This window comes from Pseudarthrobacter sp. PH31-O2 (assembly GCF_030063265.1).
Lineage (GTDB): Bacteria > Actinomycetota > Actinomycetes > Actinomycetales > Micrococcaceae > Arthrobacter.
On the sequence record NZ_JASIST010000001.1, the window covers coordinates 279,214 to 302,986 of the forward strand.

The following is a 23,773-nucleotide window of genomic DNA, read 5'->3' on the forward strand; positions in this document are numbered from 1 at the left end:
CCCGGCCCGGCCGGGTGGCTCCGCCAACGGGCGTAAGCTTGTTTCGAATCACCCATATGCTGCCGTGGTCCGACGCTGAACCACGTTCACACGCCAGGCAGCCGACCGTGGAGGAACCATGACTCAGACTGCCCATGGCGTCGAATTCACCCAGCAGCTCTCGGCAACCCCGAAGTCCGCTGAAGAACGTGCTGCCGTCCTGGCGAACCCGGGATTCGGCGACTATTTCACCGACCACACCGCCATCGTTGACTACAGCGTCGACGCCCAGGGCCAGGGCGGCTGGCACAATGCCCGGGTTGAGGCTTACGGTCCCATCTCCCTGGACCCCTCCGCGGCGGTGCTCCACTACGGCCAGGAAATTTTCGAAGGACTCAAGGCCTACCGGCACGCCGACGGCTCCGTCTGGACCTTCCGTCCCGAGGCCAACGCCGCCCGGCTGAACAAGTCGGCCCGGCGCCTGGCACTGCCGGAGCTTCCGGAAGAGTACTTCCTTGGCGCCATCCGCGAACTCGTCTCCGCGGACAAGGAATGGGTTCCCTCCGGTGACGGCGAAGCCCTCTACCTGCGACCGTTTATGATCGCCACGGAGGCGTTCCTCGGTGTCCGCGCCGCCCGTGAGGTCTCCTTCCGCGTCATCGCGTCCCCGGCCGGCAATTACTTCGGCGGCGAGCTCAAGCCGGTCTCCATCTGGATCTCCCGCGAATACGCCCGGGCAGGCCGCGGCGGAACGGGAGCCGCGAAGTGCGGCGGCAACTACGCCGCGTCGCTGATCGCGCAGCAGGAAGCCGAGTCCCACGGCTGCAAGCAGGTATTGTTCCTGGACCAGTTCAATGACAACGCCGTCGAAGAGCTCGGCGGTATGAACGTGTTCTTTGTGATGAAGGACGGCTCGCTGGTCACCCCGGCGCTGAGCGGAACCATCCTCGAAGGCATCACCCGCATGTCCGTCATCCAGGTGGCCAAGGACATGGGCCGCGAGGTCACCGAACGCAAGATCACCCTGGATGAATGGCGCGACGGCGTGGCCTCCGGCGACATCGCCGAGGTCTTCGCCTGCGGAACCGCCGCCGTCATCACCCCCATCGGCGTCCTCAAGGACGAGACGGAGTTCATTGGCTCCGAGGACGCCACGGCGGGTGTGACCACCATGGCCATTCGCGAGCAGCTCCTCGGCATCCAAACGGGCACCATCGAAGACACCCACGGCTGGCTGACCCGCCTCGCCTAAGCGGTAGCTGCCAGGCAACACGCAGCGTTCGACGGCGGCCCCCACCTTCCGGTGCGGGCCGCCGTCGGCGTTCACGGGCAGGCACGGCTGCGCCCCTGGCGGGGACTCGTAAGCGGCACGGTTCGGTGGCAAGATGGTGCGGTGATCCCGGACAACCCGCGCGCCATCGTGCGCAGCTCAGAGCTGACCCGCTTCAGGCTGGCCCCCAACCCGGGGCCGATGAGCCTGCACGGGACCAACTCCTACGTGATCGCCGGCCCCGGAGCGGCCGGCACTGTGGTGGTGGACCCCGGCCCGCTGGACGAGCCGCACCTGCAGGACCTGGCCCGGGCCGGCGCCGTCGAACTTATCCTGATTACGCACCGGCACGCGGACCACACGGCAGCCGCCGGCCGGTTCGCGGAACTGACCGGAGCCCCGGTGCGTGCCATGGATCCGGCCCACTGCCACGGTGCAAGCCCGCTGGTCGACGGCGAAGTTATCCACGCCGCCGGGGCGGAGGTCAGGGTGCTGGCGACGCCGGGCCACACCTCGGACTCGGTCTGTTTCCATTTGCCGCACGACGGCGCCCGGGGCTCGGTCCTCACCGGCGACACGATCCTGGGCCTCGGAACCACGGTCCTGGACTACCCTGACGGCACCTTGGGGGACTACCTGGCGTCACTGGACCGGCTCGAACGCCTGGGCCCGGCGACCGTCCTGCCGGCCCACGGACCCACGCTGCCTGCCCTGGACACGATCGTCCGCGCCTACCGGGACCACCGCGAAGACCGTCTCGGGCAAATCCGTTCGGCCCTCGAGAACCTGGGCCCGCACGCCGGCGTGGGCGAGGTGGCAGACGCCGTGTACGCCGACGTCGATCCCGCCGTGCGGTCCGCCGCGGAACTCTCCGTGGCGGCCCAACTCCACTACCTGCGCAGCTCACCCAACTAGCTCGCAGCTAAGGTCGTTTTCAGCCCTCAAAACGACCCCTGCTGCGAGTCAGTTGGGTGATGGCACGTGCGGCATCGTGACGAAGGGCGCGCGACCCGGCCTGCCGGAGACGGTACGCTTGGAGCCATGCGTATCGCCCGGTTTGTAGTCGATTCTGATCCCCTCTACGGCATTGTTGAAGGTGAGCCCGGCAGTGAGGAAGTCACTGTTATTAACGGCGACCCGTTCTTCAACGGCGTGGAACGAACCGCCGTCCGGCACAAACTGGAGGATGTGCGCCTCCTGGCCCCGATCATCCCGCGCAGCAAGGTCATCGGCGTCGGCCGCAACTACGCCGAGCACGCCAAGGAACTTGGCAACGAGGTCCCTGAGCAGCCGCTGCTCTTCCTGAAGCCCAACACATCCGTCGTCGGGCCCAATGACCCGATCGTGCTGCCGGAGTTCTCCGAGGAAGTCTCCTTTGAGGCCGAGCTCTGCGTTGTGATCGGCCGGATCTGCAAGGACGTCCCGGAGGAACGCGTCGACGACGTGATCTTCGGCTACACCTGCGGCAACGACCTCACCGCCCGCGACGTCCAAAAGACGGACCTGCAGTGGGCCCGGGCCAAGGGCTTCGACACTTCCGCACCGCTGGGGCCGTGGATCGAGACCGAGCTGAACACCGAGGACCTGCAGATCCAGGGCCGCCTGAACGGTGAATTGCGCCAGGACGGCAGCACCAGCCAGATGATCCGCGGCGTCCGCGAGCTCGTCTCCATCGTCTCGCAGGCCTTCACCCTGCTGCCGGGCGACGTTATTATGACCGGCACCCCTGCAGGCGTCGGGCTCGTGGAGGCAGGCGACCGCTTCGAGGTCGAAATCGAGGGCATCGGCCGCCTCTCCAACCCGGTGGTCCGCCGCTAGCCGGAGCTGAAACGCCGCGCTCCTAGACGGCGGACCAGCCGCCGTCGGAGGCCAGGACGGCGCCGTTGAGGTTGGTACCGTCCTCGCTCAGCAGGAAGGTGATGGACGCGGCCAGCTGGGCTGCGGTGGCGGGCGCGGGAATGTTCGCACCCATCAGCGGCCCGAGGCGCTCGGCGGCCAGCTGGGAACCCCAGATGGCTTCTATGTTGGTGAGGGTGGCGCCGGGCGCGACGGTGTTGAAGCGCAGTCCCTTTGGCCCGTACATCACGGCGGAGTTCTTCGTCGGGCCAATAACGGCGTGTTTGGACGCGGTGTAGGCGGCTCCGGCGGCGGAGCCGCGCAGGCCGGCCTCGGAGGCGACGTTGACCACGGATCCGGAGCCTGCTTCCAGCATCATGGGCAGTACGGCCCGGGTCAGGCGCATGGTGGCGGTGACGTTGATCCGGAAGACGCGCTCCCAGATGACGTCGTCCACCTCGTGGATCGGGGCGAAGTTGTCCATGATGCCCGCGACGTTGGCCAGGGCATCCACCCGGCCGCCCGCGGCAGCGACGACGGCGGCCACGGCTTCGTTCGTCGAGATGTCACCGGCCACCGGGACCAGGTCCAGGCCCGGGTTCCCGGCCACCAGGGCATCCAGGCGCTCGGTGCTGATATCCGCCGCGACAACCCTGCCGCCCTCCCTGCCGATGCGCAGGGCGGTAGCCTGGCCGATCCCGGATCCTGCCCCGGTAACGATCACCGTCTTGCCCTCGAAGCGGCCTGTCGTGATGGTTTCCTGCCATGATGCGTCGTTGCTCATGCTGTCCTCCCGGACGTCGATGGATCGCAATACCACCCACTTCATGACACGCTGTGTCATTATAAAAGGGTGAATACTGGTGTGATGTCCGGGGAAAAAACGCAGCCTGCCGTGCCGCGTTCCAGCGGGCGTCCCGTGCGGATCGACCCGGAGGCTGTCGCGGCGATCGCCCTGCGGCTGTTCGCCGGGCGGGGCTATGAGCGCACTTCCATGGAGGACATCGCCCGCGAGGCGGGAGTGGGCCGGAAGAGCCTGTACCGGTACTTTTCCTCCAAGGCCGATCTCATTTGGGGCGGAATGGAACCGGTAGTCGAGGCGTCGGGACGGGTACTGGAACAGGCCGGGGCACTGTCCCCGTCCGACGGCGACATCCTGGCCGGGCTGCGGGCGGCCGCGGTCGCCGGGGTGGCGGTGATTCCGGATCTCTCCGTCTCGCGCGGGCGCCTGCGCCTGATCGCCGAGCACACCGAACTGGCAAGCCGGAGCTATGACTGCCTGAAACCCCAACGCGAGCGGGCACGGCTCTACCTCGTCGCCCGCGGCGTCCGCGCGGACACGGCGAACTATCTGAGCGCCGCCTACCTTGGTGCGACCTTTGAAGCGTGGATGCAGTGGGCGGCAGGAACTGACCCCGATCCCGTCCCGTATCTGCTCTCCGCCCTGGACGTGCTGCGCTTGCCTGCCTAAGAATCACACCCGGTGGAGCCGGCAGCACCAGCGTTGGGTTGGTCCCGAGCCAATCTCAACCAGTAATGTTGATAACACTATGATTACTCCCTCCGCGCCTGACGCCGTCTCCAGCTCCGCCCCCAGCGTGACCAGCGAAGTCACCGCAGACACTCCGGTCCGTGTCCGGTTCTGCCCGTCGCCCACCGGCACCCCGCACGTGGGCCTGATCCGCACCGCCCTCTTCAACTGGGCCCACGCCCGGCACACCAAGGGCACCTTCGTGTTCCGCATCGAGGACACGGACGCGGCGCGCGACTCGGAGGAGAGCTACCAGCAGCTGCTTGAGGCCCTCAAATGGCTCGGCATCACCTGGGAGGAGGGCGTGGAAGTCGGCGGACCGCACGAGCCGTACCGCCAGTCCCAGCGACTTGAGCTGTACAAGGACGTCGTTGCCAAGCTCGTCGAGGCCGGCTACGCCTATGAGTGCTACTCCTCACCGGACGAAGTCGAGGCCCGCCACCGCGCCGCCGGCCGCGACCCCAAGCTTGGCTACGACAACTTCGACCGCGAACTCTCCGCGGAGCAGCTGGCCGCGTTCAAGGCTGCGGGCCGCCAGCCCGTGCTCCGCGTCCGGATGCCGGACGAGGACGTCACCTTCACCGACATGGTCCGCGGCGAGATCACCTTCAAGGCCGGCAGCATCCCGGACTACGTGATCGTCCGCGCCGACGGCTCACCGCTGTACACCCTGGTCAACCCTGTCGACGACGCGCTGATGGGCATCACCCACGTGCTCCGCGGCGAGGACCTGCTTTCGTCCACACCCCGCCAGGTGGTGCTGATCCGCGCGCTGATGGACATCGGCGTCGCCAGCTACCTGCCGGTCTTCGGCCACCTGCCCTACGTGATGGGCGAGGGCAACAAGAAGCTCTCCAAGCGTGATCCGCAGTCCAACCTGTTCCTGCTCCGGGACCGCGGCTTTATCCCTGAGGGCCTGCTCAACTACCTTTCCCTGCTCGGCTGGAGCCTCTCCGCCGATGAGGACATCTTCACCGTGGAGCAGCTGATCGAGCACTTCGACGTCAACGACGTCCTGGCCAACCCGGCCCGTTTTGACATCAAAAAGGCCGAGGCCATCAACGGCACGCACATCCGGATGCTCGACGCCGAGGACTTCCGCTCCCGGCTCGTCCCGTACCTGCGCACGGCCGGGTTCGTCGGCGAGACGCTCACCGCGCGCCAGGGGAAGATCCTCGCCGAGGCGGCCCCGCTGATCCAGGAGCGCATCTCGCTGCTGGGCGAGGCCCCCGAGATGCTCGCCTTCCTGTTCAAGAACGACGACGCCATCGACGTCGCCGACGACGCCCGCAAGGGACTGCCGGAGAACCTCACCGAGGTGCTCGACGCCGCCCTGGCCGCCCTGGAACCGCTGGCCGACTGGTCGGCGGAAACCATTCAGGCTGCGCTCAAGGAAGCCCTGGTGGAGGGACTTGGGGTTAAGCCGCGGCTGGCCTTCGGTCCGGTCCGCACGGCCATCTCCGGCCGCCGGATCTCCCCGCCTTTGTTCGAATCCATGGTGATCCTGGGCAAGGACTCGTCCCTGGCCCGGCTGCGCGCTTTCCGCGGCTGATAATGGGCTCGCCTGAGGCAATCACCGGCGTCCGGACAGCCGCCCTGGCCGCCGGCCTGGACGGCATCCGCGGCGTACTCTTCGACATCGACGACACCCTCGTTGACCTCGAGTTCGCCATGACGGCAGCCCTTCGCGACGTCAGCGAACATCTGCTGCCCGCACTGGACCAGGCCGGGTGGGAGAAGTTCGGGCGGATTTTCACCCGCGAGACCACGCATTTTTACGACCGGTACCTGGCCGGGGAACTGACGTTCAACGAGCAGCGGCTGCTCCGGGGCCGGGCTGCGCTGGGACATTTCGGCGTGGAGCTGGCGGAGGGGGAGCAAGCCCACCATTGGGTCAGTTCCTACGCCAGCCGGCAGCACGGCTACATCCGCGCCTTCGACGACGTCACCCCGGTCCTGGATGCGCTGGATGCCGCCGGGATTCCGTACGGGGCAGTGAGCAATAACGTCCACGACTACCAGCGGGTCAAGCTGGACGCCGCTGGCCTGGCGCGCATCAGCGTGCTGGTGGGGACGGACACCGTGGGTGCGGCGAAGCCGGATCCGGCGATCTACCTGGAGGGGGTCCGGCGCCTCGGCTCCGGCGCCGGCGAGACGCTGTATGTGGGGGACAACCGCCTCCTCGACGCTGACGGTTCGACGGCGGCCGGCCTCTTGGGCGTCTGGCTGAATCGCGGCGGGGAGCCTGCCCCGGGCTTTGCCGGCCGCGAGATCGGGACCTTGCTGGAGCTGCTGGAATAGCCGGTTCCCGCTAATTGCGGGAGCCGGACGGCCCGACGATCGAAGGCACTTTGCGTGCGGCACGTTCTGATAAGAATCTCCCGAATGTCTATAGGGAAATCAACATTCATCGGGAAGAACTGGTCCCTGGATGTAATCGCAGATCTGAACATCGGACGCAAATACTCCCTCAGGGTGAGAATTGCCCCCTGTCAGTTCTGGAGTAGCCGTTTGTGTGGCTCCGCGTGAGTACCCGATCCAGCTGGAACCGAGTACCTGAGCCGCAGATACGTGCCCTCGTGGAAGTTATCCACGTACCTGCCACTCGTGCCAAAGTGGTCGGCTCTTCATAGGATCGATATTCCTAGGGATGCAGTAAATGCAGGTGTCGTCGTAGCCGGAATTGTTGGCTGCGTTTCCCAATCACCGAGTGACCGCTATTGACCGTGCTACCGATCCCATATCGATGCTCAATGAGTGGTTCTCTATTGTGCCCGACACTTGTGCCTTTCTGTCCTGGGTCGGCCCGTCTGGTGACCCTGAACCGCACTGAGAGTCCGGGGGGTATTGATGTACGAGCAGTCATCAGGCCATCAGCAAGAGCGTCGTGTCACAGACAGCGGACCACGAATCGCCATTCGTTCGGTCCGACGGCTTGGACGGCTACGCCCAAAGTTCGGCCTCGCGGCAGGCACTGTGCTGGCTCTTGCCATGTCAGGGCTACTCGCACCTCCGGCGTTCGCTGCGACGCTGAGTGAACAGCGCGCATCGTTGCGACAAGCTCAGTACGCTGCGACCCAGGACTATGTAGCGTCCCGGGACTACGTCGCTTTGCTGGCACGCGCGAATGGGCTCGCTGTCAAGGATGCCATCGCGTCGGGGTTGGACCTGATCAAGGTTGTGGCGGGAGAGTTGACGGCGGCATCGACGCAGACGGCCATGACTGCCGTCGCCGTGAAGATGAAGGCGGAAGTGCTGCGGGCGGCGACGGTGAAGAAGGGCGGACAGCAGCTCATTACTCTGAAGGATTTGCGGGCAAAGCAGCAGCTCGTTGCTACGAATGCTCTTGCAGACCTGGTGTCAGGCAGGATCGCCGGGCTGCCGTATGAGCAGAGCAAGGCACGTACAGGAGCTTTCAGCACGCAGTTGTCGGCCGATGTGTCCAGGCAATTGGCGGTGTTGGGTCAGGCTGTCTCCGCCCCGGCACTGGCATCGCCGGCGTTCGTGCCGCTGCTGGAGCAGGGGAATGGAAGCATCCCCGCGGTGTCGGGTTTGGTTGGCGTTCCTGGAGGCTGTGCCTTGCCGGTGGCAGCGCCCGCCTTTAGGCCCATGCTTCCGGCCGATGGCCCGGGTGTCGCAACGAACCGGCAGATCTTGCTCGACTCGGCTGCCGGGGCTGCCGCGGACGCGGCAACCGGATACGTCCATCGGCAACTCCTTCGCGCCGCGGTGAGCGAGTCGAGCGTTGAGTTGAGCCTGGAGCAGTTGCGGACGGCCTATGTGCTTCGTACTCCGCGCCTGGGGTACGGATGGTTGTCCGGGAACGATACGAAAGCCCGTGACGTGCTGGCTGCGGACACGAAGCGCATTCTGCTGGCCGGCCCGGAAGGCATGACCACACTGGCCTCATCGCACCTGCTGCTGGCGGCCTCCAGCGCGGCCGACTGGGTCAAGCTGACGGGCCTGGACGAGACCGTGCTGGTGAGGTGGCTAGGTCCGCAGACGTGTCTTCTTGAGGACCGGGAGGCCTGGGTGAAGGGACCAACTAACCTTGGGGCGATCCACAACGCCGCTAACTTCACCGCGTCTGCGGTGTTCCTGAAGGCATGGCCGGAACTGGCCGCGGCTATGGCGCAGGAATCGTTGAAGTCGATTCAGCCGGCGCTGCAGATGATCACTGCGGACGGCGGAACCCAGGAGGGCCCGGGATATTGGACCTACCAGAGCCGGGCGATCGCGGTCCTCTATTCGACGCTACCCAATGCCTATGCCAGTCTCCCAGTGTCGATGCCCTCACTTGAGAAGGTCTCGAACTATGCCATGAACAGCACCGGGCCCGACGGCAAGCCGACACCTTTTGCTGACGCGCTGCCCAATGAGCTCAGTGCTTTGATGCCGGCCTGGGACGCTCGTGTTCGCGGCGATGCGTCGGTCGCGGCGTGGGTCGCCGGTCGCTTCGCGCAGAAACCGGATGCCTACTTAATGTGGTGGCGGATCCCTCCGGGGACGCTCCCGGCCAAAACAACCACGGTGTATGCGCAGACCGGTCTGGCTGCGCTTCAAATACCGCTTGGAACAGCAACACTTAAAGGTGGCTCCAACGTACTCCCGCACGCTCATATGGATCTGGGCAGCATCTCCTTTTACCGCCGAGGAATCCAATGGTCCGTTGATCCAGGTCCTGCACCCGCAGGCGCCCCCGGATACTATTCCGCGGCGGAGCGTTTCACCTATTGGAATCCCGGCACCTCGGCTCACTCCACCCTGTCTTTTCCTGGTGTGAATCAGCTCACCACTGCGGTGGCCCCGGTCCGCCGGATCACCTCCAGTTCGGCGTCGGTGGACCTGCGCCAGGCGCTTCCTGGAACGTCCACTGCGACCCGCACGGTGACGCATGGAAGCACCAGCATGGTCGTAAACGACGTGGTCCGCTCGAACGTCGCCAAAGACATGTTGTGGCAGTGGGTCACGGACGCCACAGTCAGCATCGGCACCAATCGGGCCGCGCTCCGACGTGACGGACAAGTAGTTACCATCGCCTTCTCAGGTGTCCCGGCCGGGGCCGCCCTCACCGCAGAGCCGGCGCCGGGAACCTCTGCAGACGGTCAGGCCCTCACCGTTCTGAAACTGGCCATGCCGCAAGTCAGATCCCTGGACCTCACGGCGACGGCGTACTAGTTGCCTGTCCCTCGCCGCTTAAACACCTGCGGCACAGTTTGGTGGTTCCGCAGCACGAGGAACGCAACGGCCGCGGGCATCCGTGGTGGTGGCGGCGCGAGGCTGCGGACGTTGAAGCGACTCGATTTGTACAGACGGAAAGTCTCGGGTAAAGTAATTACTCGTGCTGAGGCGCCGGGAGCGCGGGTTTTGACCCAAGGATCCGGCCCGAAAGTTCCATTGGGATATGGTGTAATTGGCAACACTACGGTTTCTGGTACCGTCATTCTAGGTTCGAGTCCTGGTATCCCAGCTCTGAAAAATCCTCGGAAATCCGCGGATTATCAGGGGTTTTGAACCGGTACGGCCGGTTTGAAACACTTGCTGAGTGTATGAAATAATTGCTTAGCGCGAATGGCAGCAATGCCGTTCTGGAGAGTACGCGGCCCCATCGTATAGCGGCCTAGTACGCTGCCCTCTCACGGCGGTAACGCGGGTTCGAATCCCGCTGGGGTCACAGATAGAACGGTCCCGGGCAATAGCCCGGGGCCGTTTTTCGTTGTCCGGGGCCCCAGCATCCATCGGGACGCGCCTGAACTGGCATGATGAAACCGTGAGCTCCGACAATACCTCCGGCCCGGCCATTGAACTTCTGGAAGCCGTCCGTCGCGGCCTGGCCGCGACGGAGCTGCCGCTGGCCCTGCCCGGCGCCGATGACGCCCGGCGTGACATCCGCAACGCCCTCGCCCAGCTCGAGGACTACATTCTGCCGCGCTACCGCAGCCTGGACGCGCCGCTCCTCGCCGTCGTCGGCGGGTCTACCGGTGCCGGGAAATCGACACTCGTCAACGGGCTCGTGGGCCATGCCGTCACCCGCGCCGGCGCCATCCGGCCCACCACCCGCCAGCCCATCCTGCTGCACCACCCCGCGGACGGGCGCTGGTTCGAGGACCAGCGGGTGCTGCCGAGCCTGAGCCGGATCCGCGGCACGCTCAACCCTGCGCCGCTGCCCGCCAGTCAGGCCGGTCCCACCCCGGACGCCGCAACGGTCAGCTCCCTCGTCCTGCTCGCCGACACGGCGGTGCCGCAGGGAATCGCGCTGCTGGACGCGCCCGACGTCGACTCGATTTCCGCTGACAACCGCAAGCTGGCCGGCCAGTTGCTGGCGGCCGCCGACCTGTGGGTCTTTGTCACCACCGCCAACCGCTATGCCGACGCCGTCCCGTGGCGCCTGCTGCTGGACGCGGCCTCGCGGGACATTATGGTGGCCGTGGTCCTGGACCGGGTCCCGGCCGCCGCCGAAGCCGAGGTCAGCGCGGACCTGCAGTCCATGCTCAGCCGGGAAGGCCTCGGCGGGGCCCGCCTCTTCGTTGTACCCGAAGCGGAACTGGACGGGATGGGGATGCTTCCGGCCGCCGCCGTCGAGCCATTGCGGCGCTGGCTGCAGGAAATCGCCGCGGACGCCGCCGGGCGCGCCGGCATCGCCCGGCGGACCCTCAACGGGACTGTCAAGGCCCTGGCGGACCGCGTCGAGGCGGCGGCGCAGGCAGCCGAAGATCAGGAACATGCCGCTGACGTCCTGGCAGGTGACGCCCGTGACGCCTACCGGGACGCCGCGGCCAAGGTCCTGGAGGCCACCCGTGACGGCGCCCTGCTGCGCGGCGAGGTCCTGGCCCGCTGGCAGGACTTTGTCGGCACCGGCGAGTTTTTCCGGGCGATGGAGCAGAACATTGGCCGGTTCCGTGACCGGGCCGCCGCGTTCTTCCGGGGCGAACCGGCACCGGCAGTTCGAGTGGAGACGGCGATCGAGACCGGCTTACAGGCCGTTATTATCGATGAGGCCGCCAACGCCGGCGATGACGCGGACGGGCGCTGGCGCTCCGATCCTGCCGGCCGCCAGCTGCTGGGCAGCGATGACCTCTCCGGCACCTCGGACGGCTTCGCCGAAAAGGCTGCTGCCGAAATCCGGGCCTGGCAGGGGAGCCTTATGGAACTGATCCGGACCGAGGGCCAAGGCAAACGCACGCAGGCCCGCTGGTTGTCCTTTGGCATCAACGGGCTCGGCGCCGCCCTCATGATTGTGGTGTTCTCCATGACTGCAGGGCTGACCGGGCTGGAGGTCGGCGTCGCAGGCGGTACCGCCATAGCCGGGCAGCGGCTGCTCGAAGCGGTGTTTGGCGAAGACGCCGTCCGCCGGCTGGCCAAGACGGCCCGGGAGGACCTCCACGCACGCTGCCAGGTCCTGCTCCGGGACGAACAGCAGCGATTCCTCGACCGGCTTGACCTCTCCGGCGGAATCGATCCCGCGGTGCTCGCGGGCCAGGCCGCGGCGCTCCGCCGGCTGGCGGCCTCCGCATGAGCCGCCACGGCGCGGCCGCCGAGGCCACCCGGCTGGACCGCAGGCTTATGGCATTGAACGAAGCGCGCGAACTGGCAGCCGGGGCGCTCCCCGAGGAGGTCCTGGACAGTGTGCTGCAGGTGCTGGAGCGGGCGAGCTCACGGCGCTCCCTTTCTGCGGAGCACACAGTGGTCGGATTCTTCGGAACGACGGGCAGCGGTAAGTCCTCCCTTTTCAACGCTGTCAGCGGGGAGGAAATTGCGACGGCAGCCGCCCGGCGGCCTACGACCTCCGAACCGCTCGCCGGCATCTGGGGAGCCGAGGGCAGCGAAGAGCTCTTGGACTGGCTGGAGGTCCGGAATCGGCACCACGCCAGCCCGGTCCCCGGTTTCGCCGACGAGGGCACGGGCCTGATCCTGCTGGACCTTCCGGACTTCGACTCCACCCGCGCTGCCAACCGTCAGATCGTGGAGCGGATGGTGGGACTCGTCGACGTCCTCGTTTGGGTGCTCGATCCGCAAAAGTACGCGGACGCCGCGGTGCATAACGACTTCCTCAGCCCCTTGGCCTCCCACGGCGCCGTCACCCTCGTGGTGCTCAACCAGATCGACCGGCTCCCGGACCGGGACATTGCCCCCGTGCTGGAATCACTCAAAGGCATCCTGGCGCGGGACGGGCTGGGGAAGGTGCAGGTCATTGGTGCCTCCGCCGTCGTGGGCACGGGTGTGGACGCAGTCCGGGCCGCCATTCGGCAGGTGGCCACGCAGCGGCAGGCCCAGTCGCAGCGCCTCGCCGCGGACGTTACGCGGGCCGCAGCGGTGCTTGCCGAAGCATCCGGGCAAGGCGGGGCGGCCGGGGTCAAGGCTGCGTCGACGTCCCGGCTGGCGGCGGAACTGGCAGTTGCCGCTAACGTCCCGGTCGTCGTGGACGCCGTCGTCCGGTCCTACCGGCTGGAGTCGACCCGCCGCACGGGCTGGCCCGTCACCCGCTGGCTGGTCAGGTTCCGGCCCGATCCGCTCAGGCGGCTGAACCTGCGCCGGGAGGGCGCCAGGCCGGACGTGAACCGCACCTCGCTGCCGCCGGCGGGCGCCCCGGAGCGGGCCCGCACTGATGCCGCGGTCCGCGAATTTGCCGATGCAGCATCCGACGGCGCCCCCGGCCCCTGGCGGGCCGTCATCCGCGGCGCTGCCCGTGAGGGCCGGGACCGGCTTCCGGACGCGCTGGACCAGGCCATCGCGGGCACCGAGCTGAAGGCCGGACGCAAGGCCTGGTGGTGGGTGCCGTTTAACATCCTGCAGTGGCTGGCATTGCTGATGGCGCTCGGCGGGTTCGCCTGGCTCGGCGTGCTCGCTGCGCTGGGCTACTCGCAGCTTCCCGTGCCGGCGGTTCCGCTGGTGCAGGGCTGGCCGGTGCCGACAGTGATGATCGCCGGCGGGGCGCTGCTCGGGATTGTCCTGGCCATCCTGGCGAAGTTCATCGCCGGCGCTGCCGCACGGGCGCGGGGCTCAGCGGCCCGGAAACGACTCGAAGCTGCCGTCGCTGCCGTGGCGGCGGATCTGGTTGTTGAGCCTGTGGAACTTGAGGTTAGCCGGCTGGAGTCTTTTAACAAGGCTGTCAAGTCGGCTCGATAGATTGAGTACGAGAAAGATAGTCCGTCCCCTGGACAGTGTCCCTCCATGACCTGCTGCACACTTACTTGGGATCATTGCGGCGCTGCCAGCATTGCCACTGAATTCCGATAACCTGTATGGAGTCATTGGCCCCTTGCGAAATGGACGCTCCCTCTGGAACTGGGCTGGGTCCCGGCCGCGACGCTGCAGTCGGCTCTAGTGGTAACCGGCGATCAAAGCTGAAAGAGAAAATATATGAAGAACCACATCGACTTCGATTCAGTTGACCAAGGGAAAAATATCCCTGGGCACGGCGGCCCAAGCGCCGCAGAGGACTCCGCTCCGCGACCAAGGGGTGCTGAACGGGCGCTACTAGCGCAGCTCGAGCTCTCTAAGCGAAGGGAATTGAAGACACGCAAGGAGCTTGAGCGAGTTCGGTCCGACACCGCACGGGTCAAAGATACCTTTGACGGTTTTCGTGACGACGTTGAGAAACGCTCGCGCATTCGACGCGAAATCCACGGTGCGGAGCGGGATCACCTCCAGCGGATGGTTGCGGATCTTGAGACCCGTTCCTTGGAAGTAAAAGCTGCCTTTGAGCACCGGCAAGAGGAATATTCCAGTCTCAATAGTAGCCTGCTGTTGAGGATCGCCGAACTGGAAGCAGCTGAGGGAAAACTCGAAGGGGACGTGATGAGACTCAAGAACGAGGTTGCCTCTTACAGCAGGACCATGGTGAAGAAGGAAGCCTATGGACGGGACAAAGCCCGACGCCTCGATACGGCGTTAGATGTCATCGCCCAAGAACGTTCCAAAATCACGAACTTGCAGGAATCAAGCTCTATGAGAATCGGCAGACTGATCACATCTTCGCTGAAGAATCCGTCGGCTGCGTTTGCTCTTATCTGGCGCCTGCCTAGAATGATCTACTTGGAAACAAAAAAGAACATTGGGGAAACGAAAAAATGAGCCAGGAAGAAAACGGTCTCAATTACGCATACTCGGAGATCGCAGCCTCGGAACGAAATTCGATCCTTCTAATGGACATTCGCAACCTCCAGCAGGATCGGTCCGACCTCGAGGCGCGACTCGAAGAACTCGAAGTCCTCTTAGAGGAGACTGCGAGAGACCAGAAGGAAATTCTTCTTTCCCTCCGCGCCGACAGAGACGCGCTTCTAAGGTCACTGGCTGTCCTTCGTGATCGGCTCGATCTAGCCCACAATCCCCCAAATGAGGATCTCAAGCGTGAAGTTAGGTCAGTTGCTACCTCCTGGAGGATGCCGGAAACCCAGGATGTTTCCAGCCTCCGGGTAGCCGCAATCATGGACGAGTTCACAACGCACGCTTTCACCAAGGCATGCAGCCTGTTCCCGCTATCAGTGGAGAAGTGGCAGGCGGATATTGAGGCGGCTCGCCCGAATCTGCTCTTGGTTGAATCCGCATGGGAAGGAAATGGAGGCGCCTGGCGAGGAAAGATTAACCATCTGTCTCCCGAATTGATCGAACTTGTTTCCTGGTGTAGAAATCGCTCCATTCCCACAGTGTTCTGGAACAAAGAAGATCCAGTCCATTTCAATTCGTTCGTTAGTAGTGCCTCGATTTTTGATTTTGTATTTACGACTGATTTTGACAGTGTCCAAAATTATATGAGTAGATTTGGCCATAGTAATGTTTTCGTTCTCCCATTCTTTGGTGAACCTAAGCTGCACAGTCCCTTGCAGACGCTTCCGAGGCTCCCTGGATTCAGTTTTGCGGGAACCTACTACGCCCGTTACCCCGAACGTCAGCAGAATTTCGAATCGATCATCGATGCGACGAGCGAAATTGGGGACACTGTAATATTCGACAGACGGTTCGGGGGAACCGATCCGGCCTTTGTATTTCCTGAAAAATACGGTCCCCTCATTCAGGGCAACCTTCCCTTTTCTGAGGTTGAAAAGTCCTACAAGGGCTTTGAATTTGGGATTAACCTGAATTCCGTTAAGCAGTCCCAAACCATGTACGCAAGGCGAGCCCTTGATCTCATGGTTTCAAACACTCACGTTGTGAGCAATTACTCGCGCGGTCTTCGTCTTATGTTCGGAGATCTGGTTGTATCAAGCGATGATGCCAACGAGATTCAGCGGCAAGTGCGGTTACTACTGGACCCGGCTGACACTGCCAAGACGTCGGTCCTGGCGGCGTACAAACGGCTGCTGGCACTCAGGAAAGTGTTGTCGGAGCACACAACCGCTAACCGCCTGGAATATGTGGCTGAGAAGATTTGGGGCGGCGCGGTACAACGACAGCTTCCATGGGTACGAATTGTCGGGCACGCTCACGACAACGAGACGATGAGGCAACTCCTAGAAGTGTTTCAGAACCAGTCGTGGCTGAACAAGCGTCCAACGCTGGTTGTGGGCCCTGACGTGGACACCCGGGGGATCGGCGCCAGCCTCGGCGTCGAGTTCCTTCGGGAGTCGGACGCCGAGTCGGTTTTCGGGTATGAGTTGATCGAGGATGCAGTCGCATTCCTTAGCGCCGACGATGCCTACGGTCCCGACTACATCGCCGATCTGGCGCTGGCGTTTCTCTATAGCGATGCCGAAGTCGTTGGCAAGTCGGAACAGTTAAACGAAGCCACGCATGACCGGACGTGCGAATACATCTGGAAGACGTCAACTCCCATCAGGTCCAGCGTTTGCACGACGGCGGCGTTGGGCAAAATCAGCCTGATGGTCTGGCTGAGAGACTGCAACAGCGCAGTGATTGCCGGGGACAAGATTCTAGTCGTCGACAGGTTCAATTACCGGCGGGAGTCTCCGTCGGGTGCAGCAGTCTTTGACAGCGGCTCCTCTTTCGACGTAGGTAGGTCGATGAAATCCATCCAATGCGCTGCGGAGGCGATTGTTCCGGGGCGCGGAAACGCGATGCCGACTAAGGGCCTGCTTGGGGACCGGCTGGCAATGCTTTTTAGCGGGAGATCCAGAAGTGATCATCTGAGCATAGAGGTCCAGAAGGATGGACTCCAGATCCGATCTGATTTGCAGGCATCCAAGCATACGTATGTCTATGCGGGGGAGCGGATCCCCCTTGACATGCTTCAAGACGACGGGGGCATGCTGACAATTCATCCGATGGCGTCCGCGGGCCTCAAATTATCGGTGGTGTTTGTCTTCTTTGACCGCTCCGCTAATCGCATGAATCACGTTGTACTTAACCCGGGAAAAAACCACGAAGTGGCAATACCGGAAGATGCTTCCAGCGTTCTCTTCGGCCTGCGCGCCCAGGGCAGCGGCACTTGCACCCTCCAAGGTATTGCGCTGGAAGCAATAGAGGCGCCGGCGCAAACTGCCCCGCAGCTCATTCGGCCCAAGAAGTTAATCTTGACCAACGTCTATCCCTCGTCGTCCGCCTTGTACCGCAACGGATTCATTCATAGCCGTGTCAAGGGGTACGAAGACGCTGGCGTACATTGTGAGGTCTTTTGTCTAAACCCCAGGGCTACCCCGCACTCGTACGAGTTTGAGGGTGTCGATGTGCACGTAGGCAGCGCTGCTGACTTACGTCGATTCTTGGGCCGGCAGACGGTGGACCACGTCCTCGTTCATTTCTTAGACGCAGAGATGTGGCCGGTTGTCTCTGATTATTCCAGATCGGGTCGCGTAACAATCTGGATCCACGGAGCGGAGGTCCAGCCCTGGTACAGACGCGACTTCAATTACTCCAGTGAAGCTGAACGTTCTGAGGCCAAAACGGCTAGCGATGCTCGAATGTCGCTGTGGAGAAGTGTATTCGTTGATGTGCACCCTAACGTGCATTTTGTATTCGTTTCTCAATATTTTGCCGAAGAGGTTATGCAGGATGTGGGTATCGCGCTTCCAGCTAGCCGCTTCTCGATTGTGCACAATTACATTGACACGGAACTGTTTGACTATATCGAAAAAGCACCCGAACATCGATTCAAGCTGTTAAGTATTCGCCCCTTTGCCTCTCGGAAATACGCAAATGACCTAACTGTGGAATCGATACTTATATTGAGCCGGGAAGAATTCTTCGAAAAACTCGATATCAGGATTATTGGTGATGGAGTGTTGTTTGATCAGACTCTAGAGCCACTGCGCCACCTCGAGAATGTGACGATTGAACAGCGGTTCCTTTCACGGTCCGAGATCTCCGCAATTCACAAAGACTATGGATTGTTCATCACTCCCACGCGAATGGATTCACAGGGCGTTTCCAGAGACGAGGCGATGTCCTCGGGGCTGGTCCCTGTGACCACCGCTGTCACGGCAATTCCGGAATTTGTTGATTCATCCTGCGGAATTCTTGCTCCCGGAGAAGATGCCGAAGGGATGGCGGCAGGGATTGCTCAGATCATTCGGAACCCGAATGATTTTGTGAATATGTCCTCCGCCGCGGCACGGCGCGTGAGGCGTCAAAGTGCCTACGCGCAGACAATCGGGGCCGAGTTGGCCATGATGCGTTGAGAATTGGCCAAGGGCTGGCTGGCCGGTGCTTTCGCGTGGCGGAATGCGGTGGACGTGTCAAGGCCGCCAGTTCCACTCTGCTCGCTGCCAGACAGAGTGGGGCTGGTTGTGCCCCCGATGGCAGTGCCGCGTCTATGCGATAGGTAACTCGTTTTCTCGCGTCCAGGTTTCCCAGTAGCGGTTTGGCGCCATGCCGTTCAGCGATCCGTGGGGCCGTTCATGATTGTAGATAGCTTTCCATTCCGGCCAAATACTTCGCTTCGGCCATGGTGTCCATGACTTCTCCGGAGAGTTGTTCCCTTCGGTACTGTGCGTTGAAGGATTCGATGAAGCCGTTCTGCCACGGTGATACCGGGGCGATGAGGGCCGTGTCCACACCGGCGGTGTTGGACCAGTCGACCAGTGCCGCCCAGGTGAATTGCGGCCATTGTCATACCTGACGTGGGCCGTGGCCGTGCCTATCGCGGCGATGATGTTCTCACTGCGACCACGACGGCGGCTTGGAAGGACCGGCGCGGGATGATGGCGAGGTCGGTGCGGGTGTATTCGTGGGTGGCGTTGAATAACCGGATGTGTCGGCCGCAGGAGGTCACGTCGGATTGTAAGTCGAAGCCGACCACGTGTATCGGGTCCTGTCCGGCCAGCGGGGCCCGAACGGCGCTGTCCCACTGCGATGGCTTGAAAGAAAGGTGTCCAGGACCCGCCCCGAGGCCTGTGACTCATCAGTGAGCTGTTTCGGAGTGACCCTTTTGAGCCGATGCCCCGTCCTAGAGATCGGTCCGAGAGGAGTACCGCGATGACCGTCATCGCAGAAAAATAGGACTATACCGTGGGGGTTGGTACCTGGGCCCCAACCCACACATATGCCGTTGTGGCCGCTAATAGAGGGGGCGTCTATTGAAATGGCCAATTTCCCAACAAGTGCCGCCCCAATCGACCGCGCCCTCGCCTGGATGATCCAAAGAACAGCAGGTGAAGTTCTCGTCGCCGCAGAGGGAACAGCGTCCTACGGTGCCAGGATGACCACCATCATTGGCTCCGCAGGCTGGACAGTGCGCGAGGTCAAACCACCCCGTCGCAAAGCCAGGGTCGGCACCGGTAGATCCGACCCGATCGATGCCGTGGCTGCTGCGCGCAGCGTCTTTTCCGTCGATCACGAGGCTCTCGCGCAGCCCTGCGCCGAGGGGCTACGGGCCGCGCTGCGCGTGCTGCTGGCAGCACGGCGGAGCCTTGATGTTCAAGGTACCGCTGACCGCAATGCCCTCACCGCCCTCGTTCGGACCACCGTTCTGGGCATCGACGTTCGTCATCCGTTGACGGACTCACAGGTCTCCCGCATCGCCAGCTGGCGGACCCGCACCCGAGACGATAGGGCCCTGGGCAGTAATCCACGCCGAAGCGAAACGGCTGTCCGCTGGAATCCTGCGGCGGACCTGTGAACTCGCCGACAATCAGCGAACCCTTTCCACCCACGTGAACAATCTTGCGAAAGGCTTGCAGGACATTCATGGTGTGGGCCCGGTCACCGCTGCCATCATCCTCGCCGTCTACTCCCACCACGGACGGGTGCGGTCCGAGGCAGCCTTCACCGCCCTTGCAGGAGTGAACCCGATACCCGCTTCGTCGGGCAATGCGACCACGCACAGGCTCAACCGATACGGAGACCGTCAGCTGAACAGATTCTTCGACGTCATCGCTAGGGTGCGGATGCTCCGCGACTCCAAAAACGCGGGCGTACGTCGAACCTAGGACAGGCGAGGGCACGACGGGACTTCTAGCTGGGTCCTACCAGGGGCAGTCCGGGAATCCGGTTTCCCATGGACCGTTAGGAGCGCATTTCCCCACGAACCGTGAAGGGCGGGATGTCGCGGATCCGTTGGAAGTGCCGCTCCTTCCGCCGCGACGCGACGACACCGCACTCAAGATAGCCCGGCGGCTGATCTGTTTCGACAATGGTTCGGTGCCGGCCCTCGTCCAGCACGGTCGCGGAGACGACGCGGTTGTCGGGCAGGTTGAATATGCTGGGGCAGCGTCAGCCGCTGCCCGGGTAGCCTCAGTCGAGGCCCGTGGCCCTGTTCCTGGTTGAATGCCTAGGCGCACTCATCCCAGCAGAGTCACGGGGCCCATCCTTATCTACGACACCGAATCAATTCCCCACGAAACTTGAGGAGCCGGCAACAACAGAAGGTGAATCCATCTCGCACTGTCGTCTGTGATACAGCCCTCAGCTCCGACGACGGCATCGGAATGCAGCAAGGATGGGCAGCTAAAAACCGATGAAATTCCCAAGCCGTACACGCATTTGGGCCACCAACCCCTAAATCAGCCCACGCGAACGGGTAGTGGAGATTGCCTTGGCATCCCGAAATAGCACAGCTTTTGCGAATATTCCGGTCTCATGCACACCATCGATTGAGACTGCATCGGCTTCACATCCTGTGATCGTGGCATAAGCCTCTATTCCGTTCGTCAATGTCACAGAGTAAGACAAAGATTCGTGCTTCGCCATTGAAGAAAAATTGGTGAGAACATTTTTCGCACCATGGGCGTCTCGCGACGCCCTAACCTCAAACTCACGTGGCCGAATACGGAAACTCAGCTTGACGTCTGAATCCTTGGTCGACTGATTGAGGACAAGAACCTCATGGATATCTGTGAGCTTCTGAGTCCCGAAAAATTCTTCATAATAACTATCCTTTCGGGCTTGAGTGTAATTGTCTCCCCAGCGCATGTAAACCCAGCCGGGGCGGTTCTCAGAGGTTTCAAGCATCCTTAAACCGACTCTCCGCATGCGGTCCTGAGAATTTTCATTGAATACTTCAGGAATAGACCAGGGGCTGCAGAATCTAAGTGTTTCTAGCTCTGCCGTCGAACCCACAATGAACTTGTTGCCGGTCAGTATGCGTTTCAACCTCACGTCGTCGACTTCAATTTGTTCACCGACGTAGCAAAGGTAGGAGTTCTGTAGCCCAAGTACGAAGAGCTTTTCACTTGGAAACTGTTCGTAGGCCGCCGATGCCGCACGCGCCATCTTGACTACCTGCCATGGCTGCCAGATATCGTCATCGTCCAAGCCGATTCCGATCAGACGGTGGCTATCGATAGGCGCAATCTGGAGGAGTGCCTTGTCGAAGAGGTGAATCGTATGTGGAGCATGTCTATTCGGATTTTTATACAGATCAGCATGACTACCTGAGGAATAGCCGTAACCTTGCCGTGGGTGCTCATACGGGACGAGGTGGATAATCGCAGCCACATGTTGGGGATAAGTAGTCAGGAGAGCTTCAAACCGGAGACGCTCCGTAACTTTATCCGAGGAGATATAAACTATCTCTCGCAGATCAACGTAAATAGGAACTCGTTGTCTTGCGACGGATTCCAGAGTATACAAGAAGCGGCCCACGAATTTTTCAAGGACTACTTGGTCGCATTCACAGTCGCAAAAGCTTGTTTCAATCTAAAAAGTGTTGGATAAGTCGCAACCCATGGAACTGTCGAGTCCAGGACTTTCGCCTGACATCGCTCCAAGTGCGTCAATTGTTTTTCGATAAAAGGCCTTCGAAAAGTGGAATGGCGAGCGACCCCATTTGTGATTGGAGTCGCTTCGAATAAGTTCATCAGGATAATCGATCGACTGAATACCAGGAAACGATAATGCGTAACTATACAAGCGCTGAAGTAATCTATTCCCCTCGAGTATTTTCGGCATGCCCTCGAGTTCCTTGCCGTCTTCATCTACGCTGGCCCAGAAAACACGGTTTAGCCGTATCTTTTCGACAGGTACAATTTCAAGAAGTTTGTCCCAGCCGCGTTTAAAAGCTTCCATGTACTCAGTCGAACCAGGTTCCACCAAGTTTTCAGCGGACACTTCCAAGCCAGCTCGAGTCAGCTCCGGAGAATAGGTGTCGTATCTGTCGCCTGTTCGAATCAATTGAAGTCGCTCATCGATGAAATCAACCAACAAATAGTCAAAACTTGATTCTCTAATGGTTTGAGCCAGCTCTTTGTTCAGATCGCTACTGACCATCCGTCGCTGGAAGGCACTGGGATTATTGGCGAGCGTGATTCTTTCGAAGAGTCCGGTTCTGCGGCCAAAAGCGCTTCCAACGCTGCTGCGAGCCCGATAGTCTACTAATTTCAGCGTGTCGGACTCTTCGAAGGCGTCCCGCGACACGCAGCTACCGTACACAAAAATTCGGAGGGGAGGCCTTTCCGTAGCCTGTTGTTCACGCCTGGCCGATTCGCTTTCGTCAGTGCCGGCTGTGATCGTCATTTGCGAACGATACTCATTGGAGGAGGAAGCATCGGACTGTACTACTGCCGCTTTCATAAAATCTTCAACTGAAATGCTGACCATTCCAAGCCTGTTATCGAATCCATCGACGAATGTGGCCTCGACTCGGACGGCATCCTGGGGAGTATCCAGTTTAAGATCATATGATTTGGATCCAAGACTCGAATGTTGGATTCTTTTATCAGCCCCAAAGACGCTATAGGAAACCTTGATCCCCCCGGTTCCGGGCCGTATTTGGCCCCAGTTCACCGTAACGGTGAGATCATTCTTCTGCCTCATTATTTCGAGGGAGACGGAATGTCCTGCTTGCTGCCAGTCTTTTTGCATGTCTCGAGGAAGCTCATAGAATTCTTTGAGCAGGGCACCGCTTTCGATCAGTGCGTTATATATAACCCTAGTGCTGCGCGTTTGCGTCAACATTTCCCGGATCGCGTAATGGATAACCTGCAATGGTGGAACGGCGTGTCCAGATCCAAAGTTGGACACTACAACGGAGTGACCGCGATCATTTGAATAGAATCCATTACCGCGATGAACATAACTATTCGTTGATAAGAAGGGTTTCAGGTGCTTTGAAACATGCCAATCTGTTGAGTTCTGCAAGTAGAGCACTCGACCGGCATTAAGCGTCGGAAGAACAGACTCAATCCCGGCGGCCCCCATTGCCGCCATGACAGCGTTCTTGTCCTGAGTATGGTTGTATGAAAAGTTGTTATTCGGTACGGCAACATCAAAATACTGCCTGACGGCACCTAGCTCATATTCCACTATCGAAGTCTGTGGATTCCAAGCGAATGCTGACGCTCGGCTCCCTACTCGGTGAGCATAATATAGGCTGGCAAACCCACCCCCCGACCCTCCCACGAGCAACAGATTTCTTCCGGATCTCGCAGTGGCACTTTTCAACACTTCGCTGATCGCATCCTGGGCGTGGTCGCCTTGAGATCCCGCATACCAGCCGAGCGGTGTGTGTGAGTCGAAATTGAGGGACGGGTCCGAGAAAGCGACGAGAGGAATTCCGAGCGCTTGAGCCACACGAACGCCAGAGAAATAGGGTCCCGGCTTTCCGGTCCGATTGGACAACGCTCCGGAAAAGAATACGGCCACGGAATCCTTGCGCGTCTTGCTCAACGGATCAGACTGTAGGAGCACGTCGAGGTGGTTGCCGTTCGGCAAGGTCACAATGTGAATGCCGTCTTCCCATTGGGGTTGTCCCACAAAAGAGTGTAAAGAGTCCCATCTATAAAGCGGCTGCTTCCATGCGGCGTAATCGGTGGGTTCCAAGCCGA

The 23,773-nt window shown here is 61.6% G+C and carries 16 protein-coding genes, 2 tRNA genes and 1 pseudogene; 15 read left to right on the top strand and 4 right to left on the bottom strand.

Going from position 1 to position 23,773, the window contains the following annotated elements; translation table 11 throughout:
- Positions 1–118 precede the first annotated feature (118 nt).
- From QMG72_RS01205 to QMG72_RS01215, 3 genes are all read left to right on the top strand, one after another.
- Positions 119–1,231: a branched-chain amino acid aminotransferase gene (locus QMG72_RS01205; RefSeq protein ID WP_283479379.1), complete on the top strand. Its 1,113-nt coding sequence runs from the start codon at positions 119–121 to the stop codon at positions 1,229–1,231.
- Between the two features lie 141 nt (positions 1,232–1,372).
- Positions 1,373–2,164 carry an MBL fold metallo-hydrolase gene (locus QMG72_RS01210; RefSeq protein ID WP_282360375.1) on the top strand — a complete coding sequence of 264 codons (792 nt, stop codon included), beginning with the start codon at positions 1,373–1,375 and terminating at the stop codon, positions 2,162–2,164.
- A gap of 126 nt (positions 2,165–2,290) precedes the next feature.
- The gene (locus QMG72_RS01215; RefSeq protein WP_226776212.1) at positions 2,291–3,067 is read left to right on the top strand and encodes a fumarylacetoacetate hydrolase family protein; all 777 of its coding nucleotides are present in this window, start codon (positions 2,291–2,293) and stop codon (positions 3,065–3,067) included.
- A 22-nt stretch (positions 3,068–3,089) separates the two neighbouring features.
- Here QMG72_RS01215 and QMG72_RS01220 read toward each other — a convergent pair whose 3' ends face one another.
- Positions 3,090–3,869, bottom strand: coding sequence for an SDR family NAD(P)-dependent oxidoreductase (locus tag QMG72_RS01220; RefSeq protein WP_283479724.1), 780 nt, complete (start codon positions 3,867–3,869; stop codon positions 3,090–3,092).
- An 84-nt stretch (positions 3,870–3,953) separates the two neighbouring features.
- On the opposite strand from QMG72_RS01220, the gene QMG72_RS01225 reads away from it, so the two are divergent.
- The 10 genes from QMG72_RS01225 to QMG72_RS01270 all read left to right on the top strand — a co-directional run bounded on the left by QMG72_RS01225 (position 3,954) and on the right by QMG72_RS01270 (position 18,190).
- The gene (locus QMG72_RS01225; protein WP_283479381.1) at positions 3,954–4,556 is read left to right on the top strand and encodes a TetR/AcrR family transcriptional regulator; all 603 of its coding nucleotides are present in this window, start codon (positions 3,954–3,956) and stop codon (positions 4,554–4,556) included.
- 79 nt (positions 4,557–4,635) lie between these two features.
- Entirely contained in the window at positions 4,636–6,168 is a 1,533-nt protein-coding gene (gene gltX / locus QMG72_RS01230; RefSeq protein WP_283479382.1) for a glutamate--tRNA ligase, read from the top strand.
- Between the two features lie 2 nt (positions 6,169–6,170).
- Entirely contained in the window at positions 6,171–6,917 is a 747-nt protein-coding gene (locus QMG72_RS01235) for an HAD family hydrolase (protein ID WP_283479383.1), read from the top strand.
- Between the two features lie 690 nt (positions 6,918–7,607).
- The gene (locus QMG72_RS01240) at positions 7,608–9,794 is read left to right on the top strand and encodes a heparinase II/III domain-containing protein (protein ID WP_283479384.1); all 2,187 of its coding nucleotides are present in this window, start codon (positions 7,608–7,610) and stop codon (positions 9,792–9,794) included.
- 220 nt (positions 9,795–10,014) lie between these two features.
- A tRNA-Gln gene (locus QMG72_RS01245) sits at positions 10,015–10,086 on the top strand.
- A 131-nt stretch (positions 10,087–10,217) separates the two neighbouring features.
- Positions 10,218–10,290, top strand: a tRNA-Glu gene (locus tag QMG72_RS01250).
- A 96-nt stretch (positions 10,291–10,386) separates the two neighbouring features.
- Positions 10,387–12,132, top strand: coding sequence for a dynamin family protein (locus QMG72_RS01255; RefSeq protein ID WP_283479385.1), 1,746 nt, complete (start codon positions 10,387–10,389; stop codon positions 12,130–12,132).
- Positions 12,129–13,742 carry a GTPase gene (locus QMG72_RS01260; protein ID WP_283479386.1) on the top strand — a complete coding sequence of 538 codons (1,614 nt, stop codon included), beginning with the start codon at positions 12,129–12,131 and terminating at the stop codon, positions 13,740–13,742. Before QMG72_RS01255 ends, QMG72_RS01260 begins: the two co-directional genes overlap by 4 nt.
- A gap of 234 nt (positions 13,743–13,976) precedes the next feature.
- Positions 13,977–14,690 carry a hypothetical protein gene (locus QMG72_RS01265; protein WP_283479387.1) on the top strand — a complete coding sequence of 238 codons (714 nt, stop codon included), beginning with the start codon at positions 13,977–13,979 and terminating at the stop codon, positions 14,688–14,690.
- Positions 14,687–18,190, top strand: a complete 3,504-nt coding sequence (locus QMG72_RS01270; RefSeq protein ID WP_283479388.1) for a glycosyltransferase — start codon at positions 14,687–14,689, stop codon at positions 18,188–18,190. Before QMG72_RS01265 ends, QMG72_RS01270 begins: the two co-directional genes overlap by 4 nt.
- A 132-nt stretch (positions 18,191–18,322) precedes the next feature.
- Here the strand turns inward: QMG72_RS01270 and QMG72_RS01275 are convergent.
- Positions 18,323–18,819, bottom strand: a pseudogene (locus QMG72_RS01275) (integrase core domain-containing protein); the annotation flags it as partial.
- A gap of 273 nt (positions 18,820–19,092) precedes the next feature.
- On the opposite strand from QMG72_RS01275, the gene QMG72_RS01280 reads away from it, so the two are divergent.
- Together QMG72_RS01280 and QMG72_RS01285 are read left to right on the top strand one after the other, a co-directional pair.
- Positions 19,093–19,629 carry an IS110 family transposase gene (locus QMG72_RS01280; RefSeq protein WP_502934637.1) on the top strand — a complete coding sequence of 179 codons (537 nt, stop codon included), beginning with the start codon at positions 19,093–19,095 and terminating at the stop codon, positions 19,627–19,629.
- A 34-nt stretch (positions 19,630–19,663) separates the two neighbouring features.
- Positions 19,664–19,939 carry a transposase gene (locus QMG72_RS01285; RefSeq protein ID WP_283479390.1) on the top strand — a complete coding sequence of 92 codons (276 nt, stop codon included), beginning with the start codon at positions 19,664–19,666 and terminating at the stop codon, positions 19,937–19,939.
- 568 nt (positions 19,940–20,507) lie between these two features.
- On the opposite strand, the gene QMG72_RS01290 is transcribed toward QMG72_RS01285, so the two are convergent.
- Complete coding sequence (locus tag QMG72_RS01290) at positions 20,508–21,446, bottom strand: hypothetical protein (protein ID WP_283479391.1); 939 nt, start codon at positions 21,444–21,446, stop codon at positions 20,508–20,510.
- A 201-nt stretch (positions 21,447–21,647) separates the two neighbouring features.
- Positions 21,648–23,252: a DUF6270 domain-containing protein gene (locus QMG72_RS01295; RefSeq protein ID WP_283479392.1), complete on the bottom strand. Its 1,605-nt coding sequence runs from the start codon at positions 23,250–23,252 to the stop codon at positions 21,648–21,650.
- Positions 23,253–23,773: the final 521 nt, after the last annotated feature.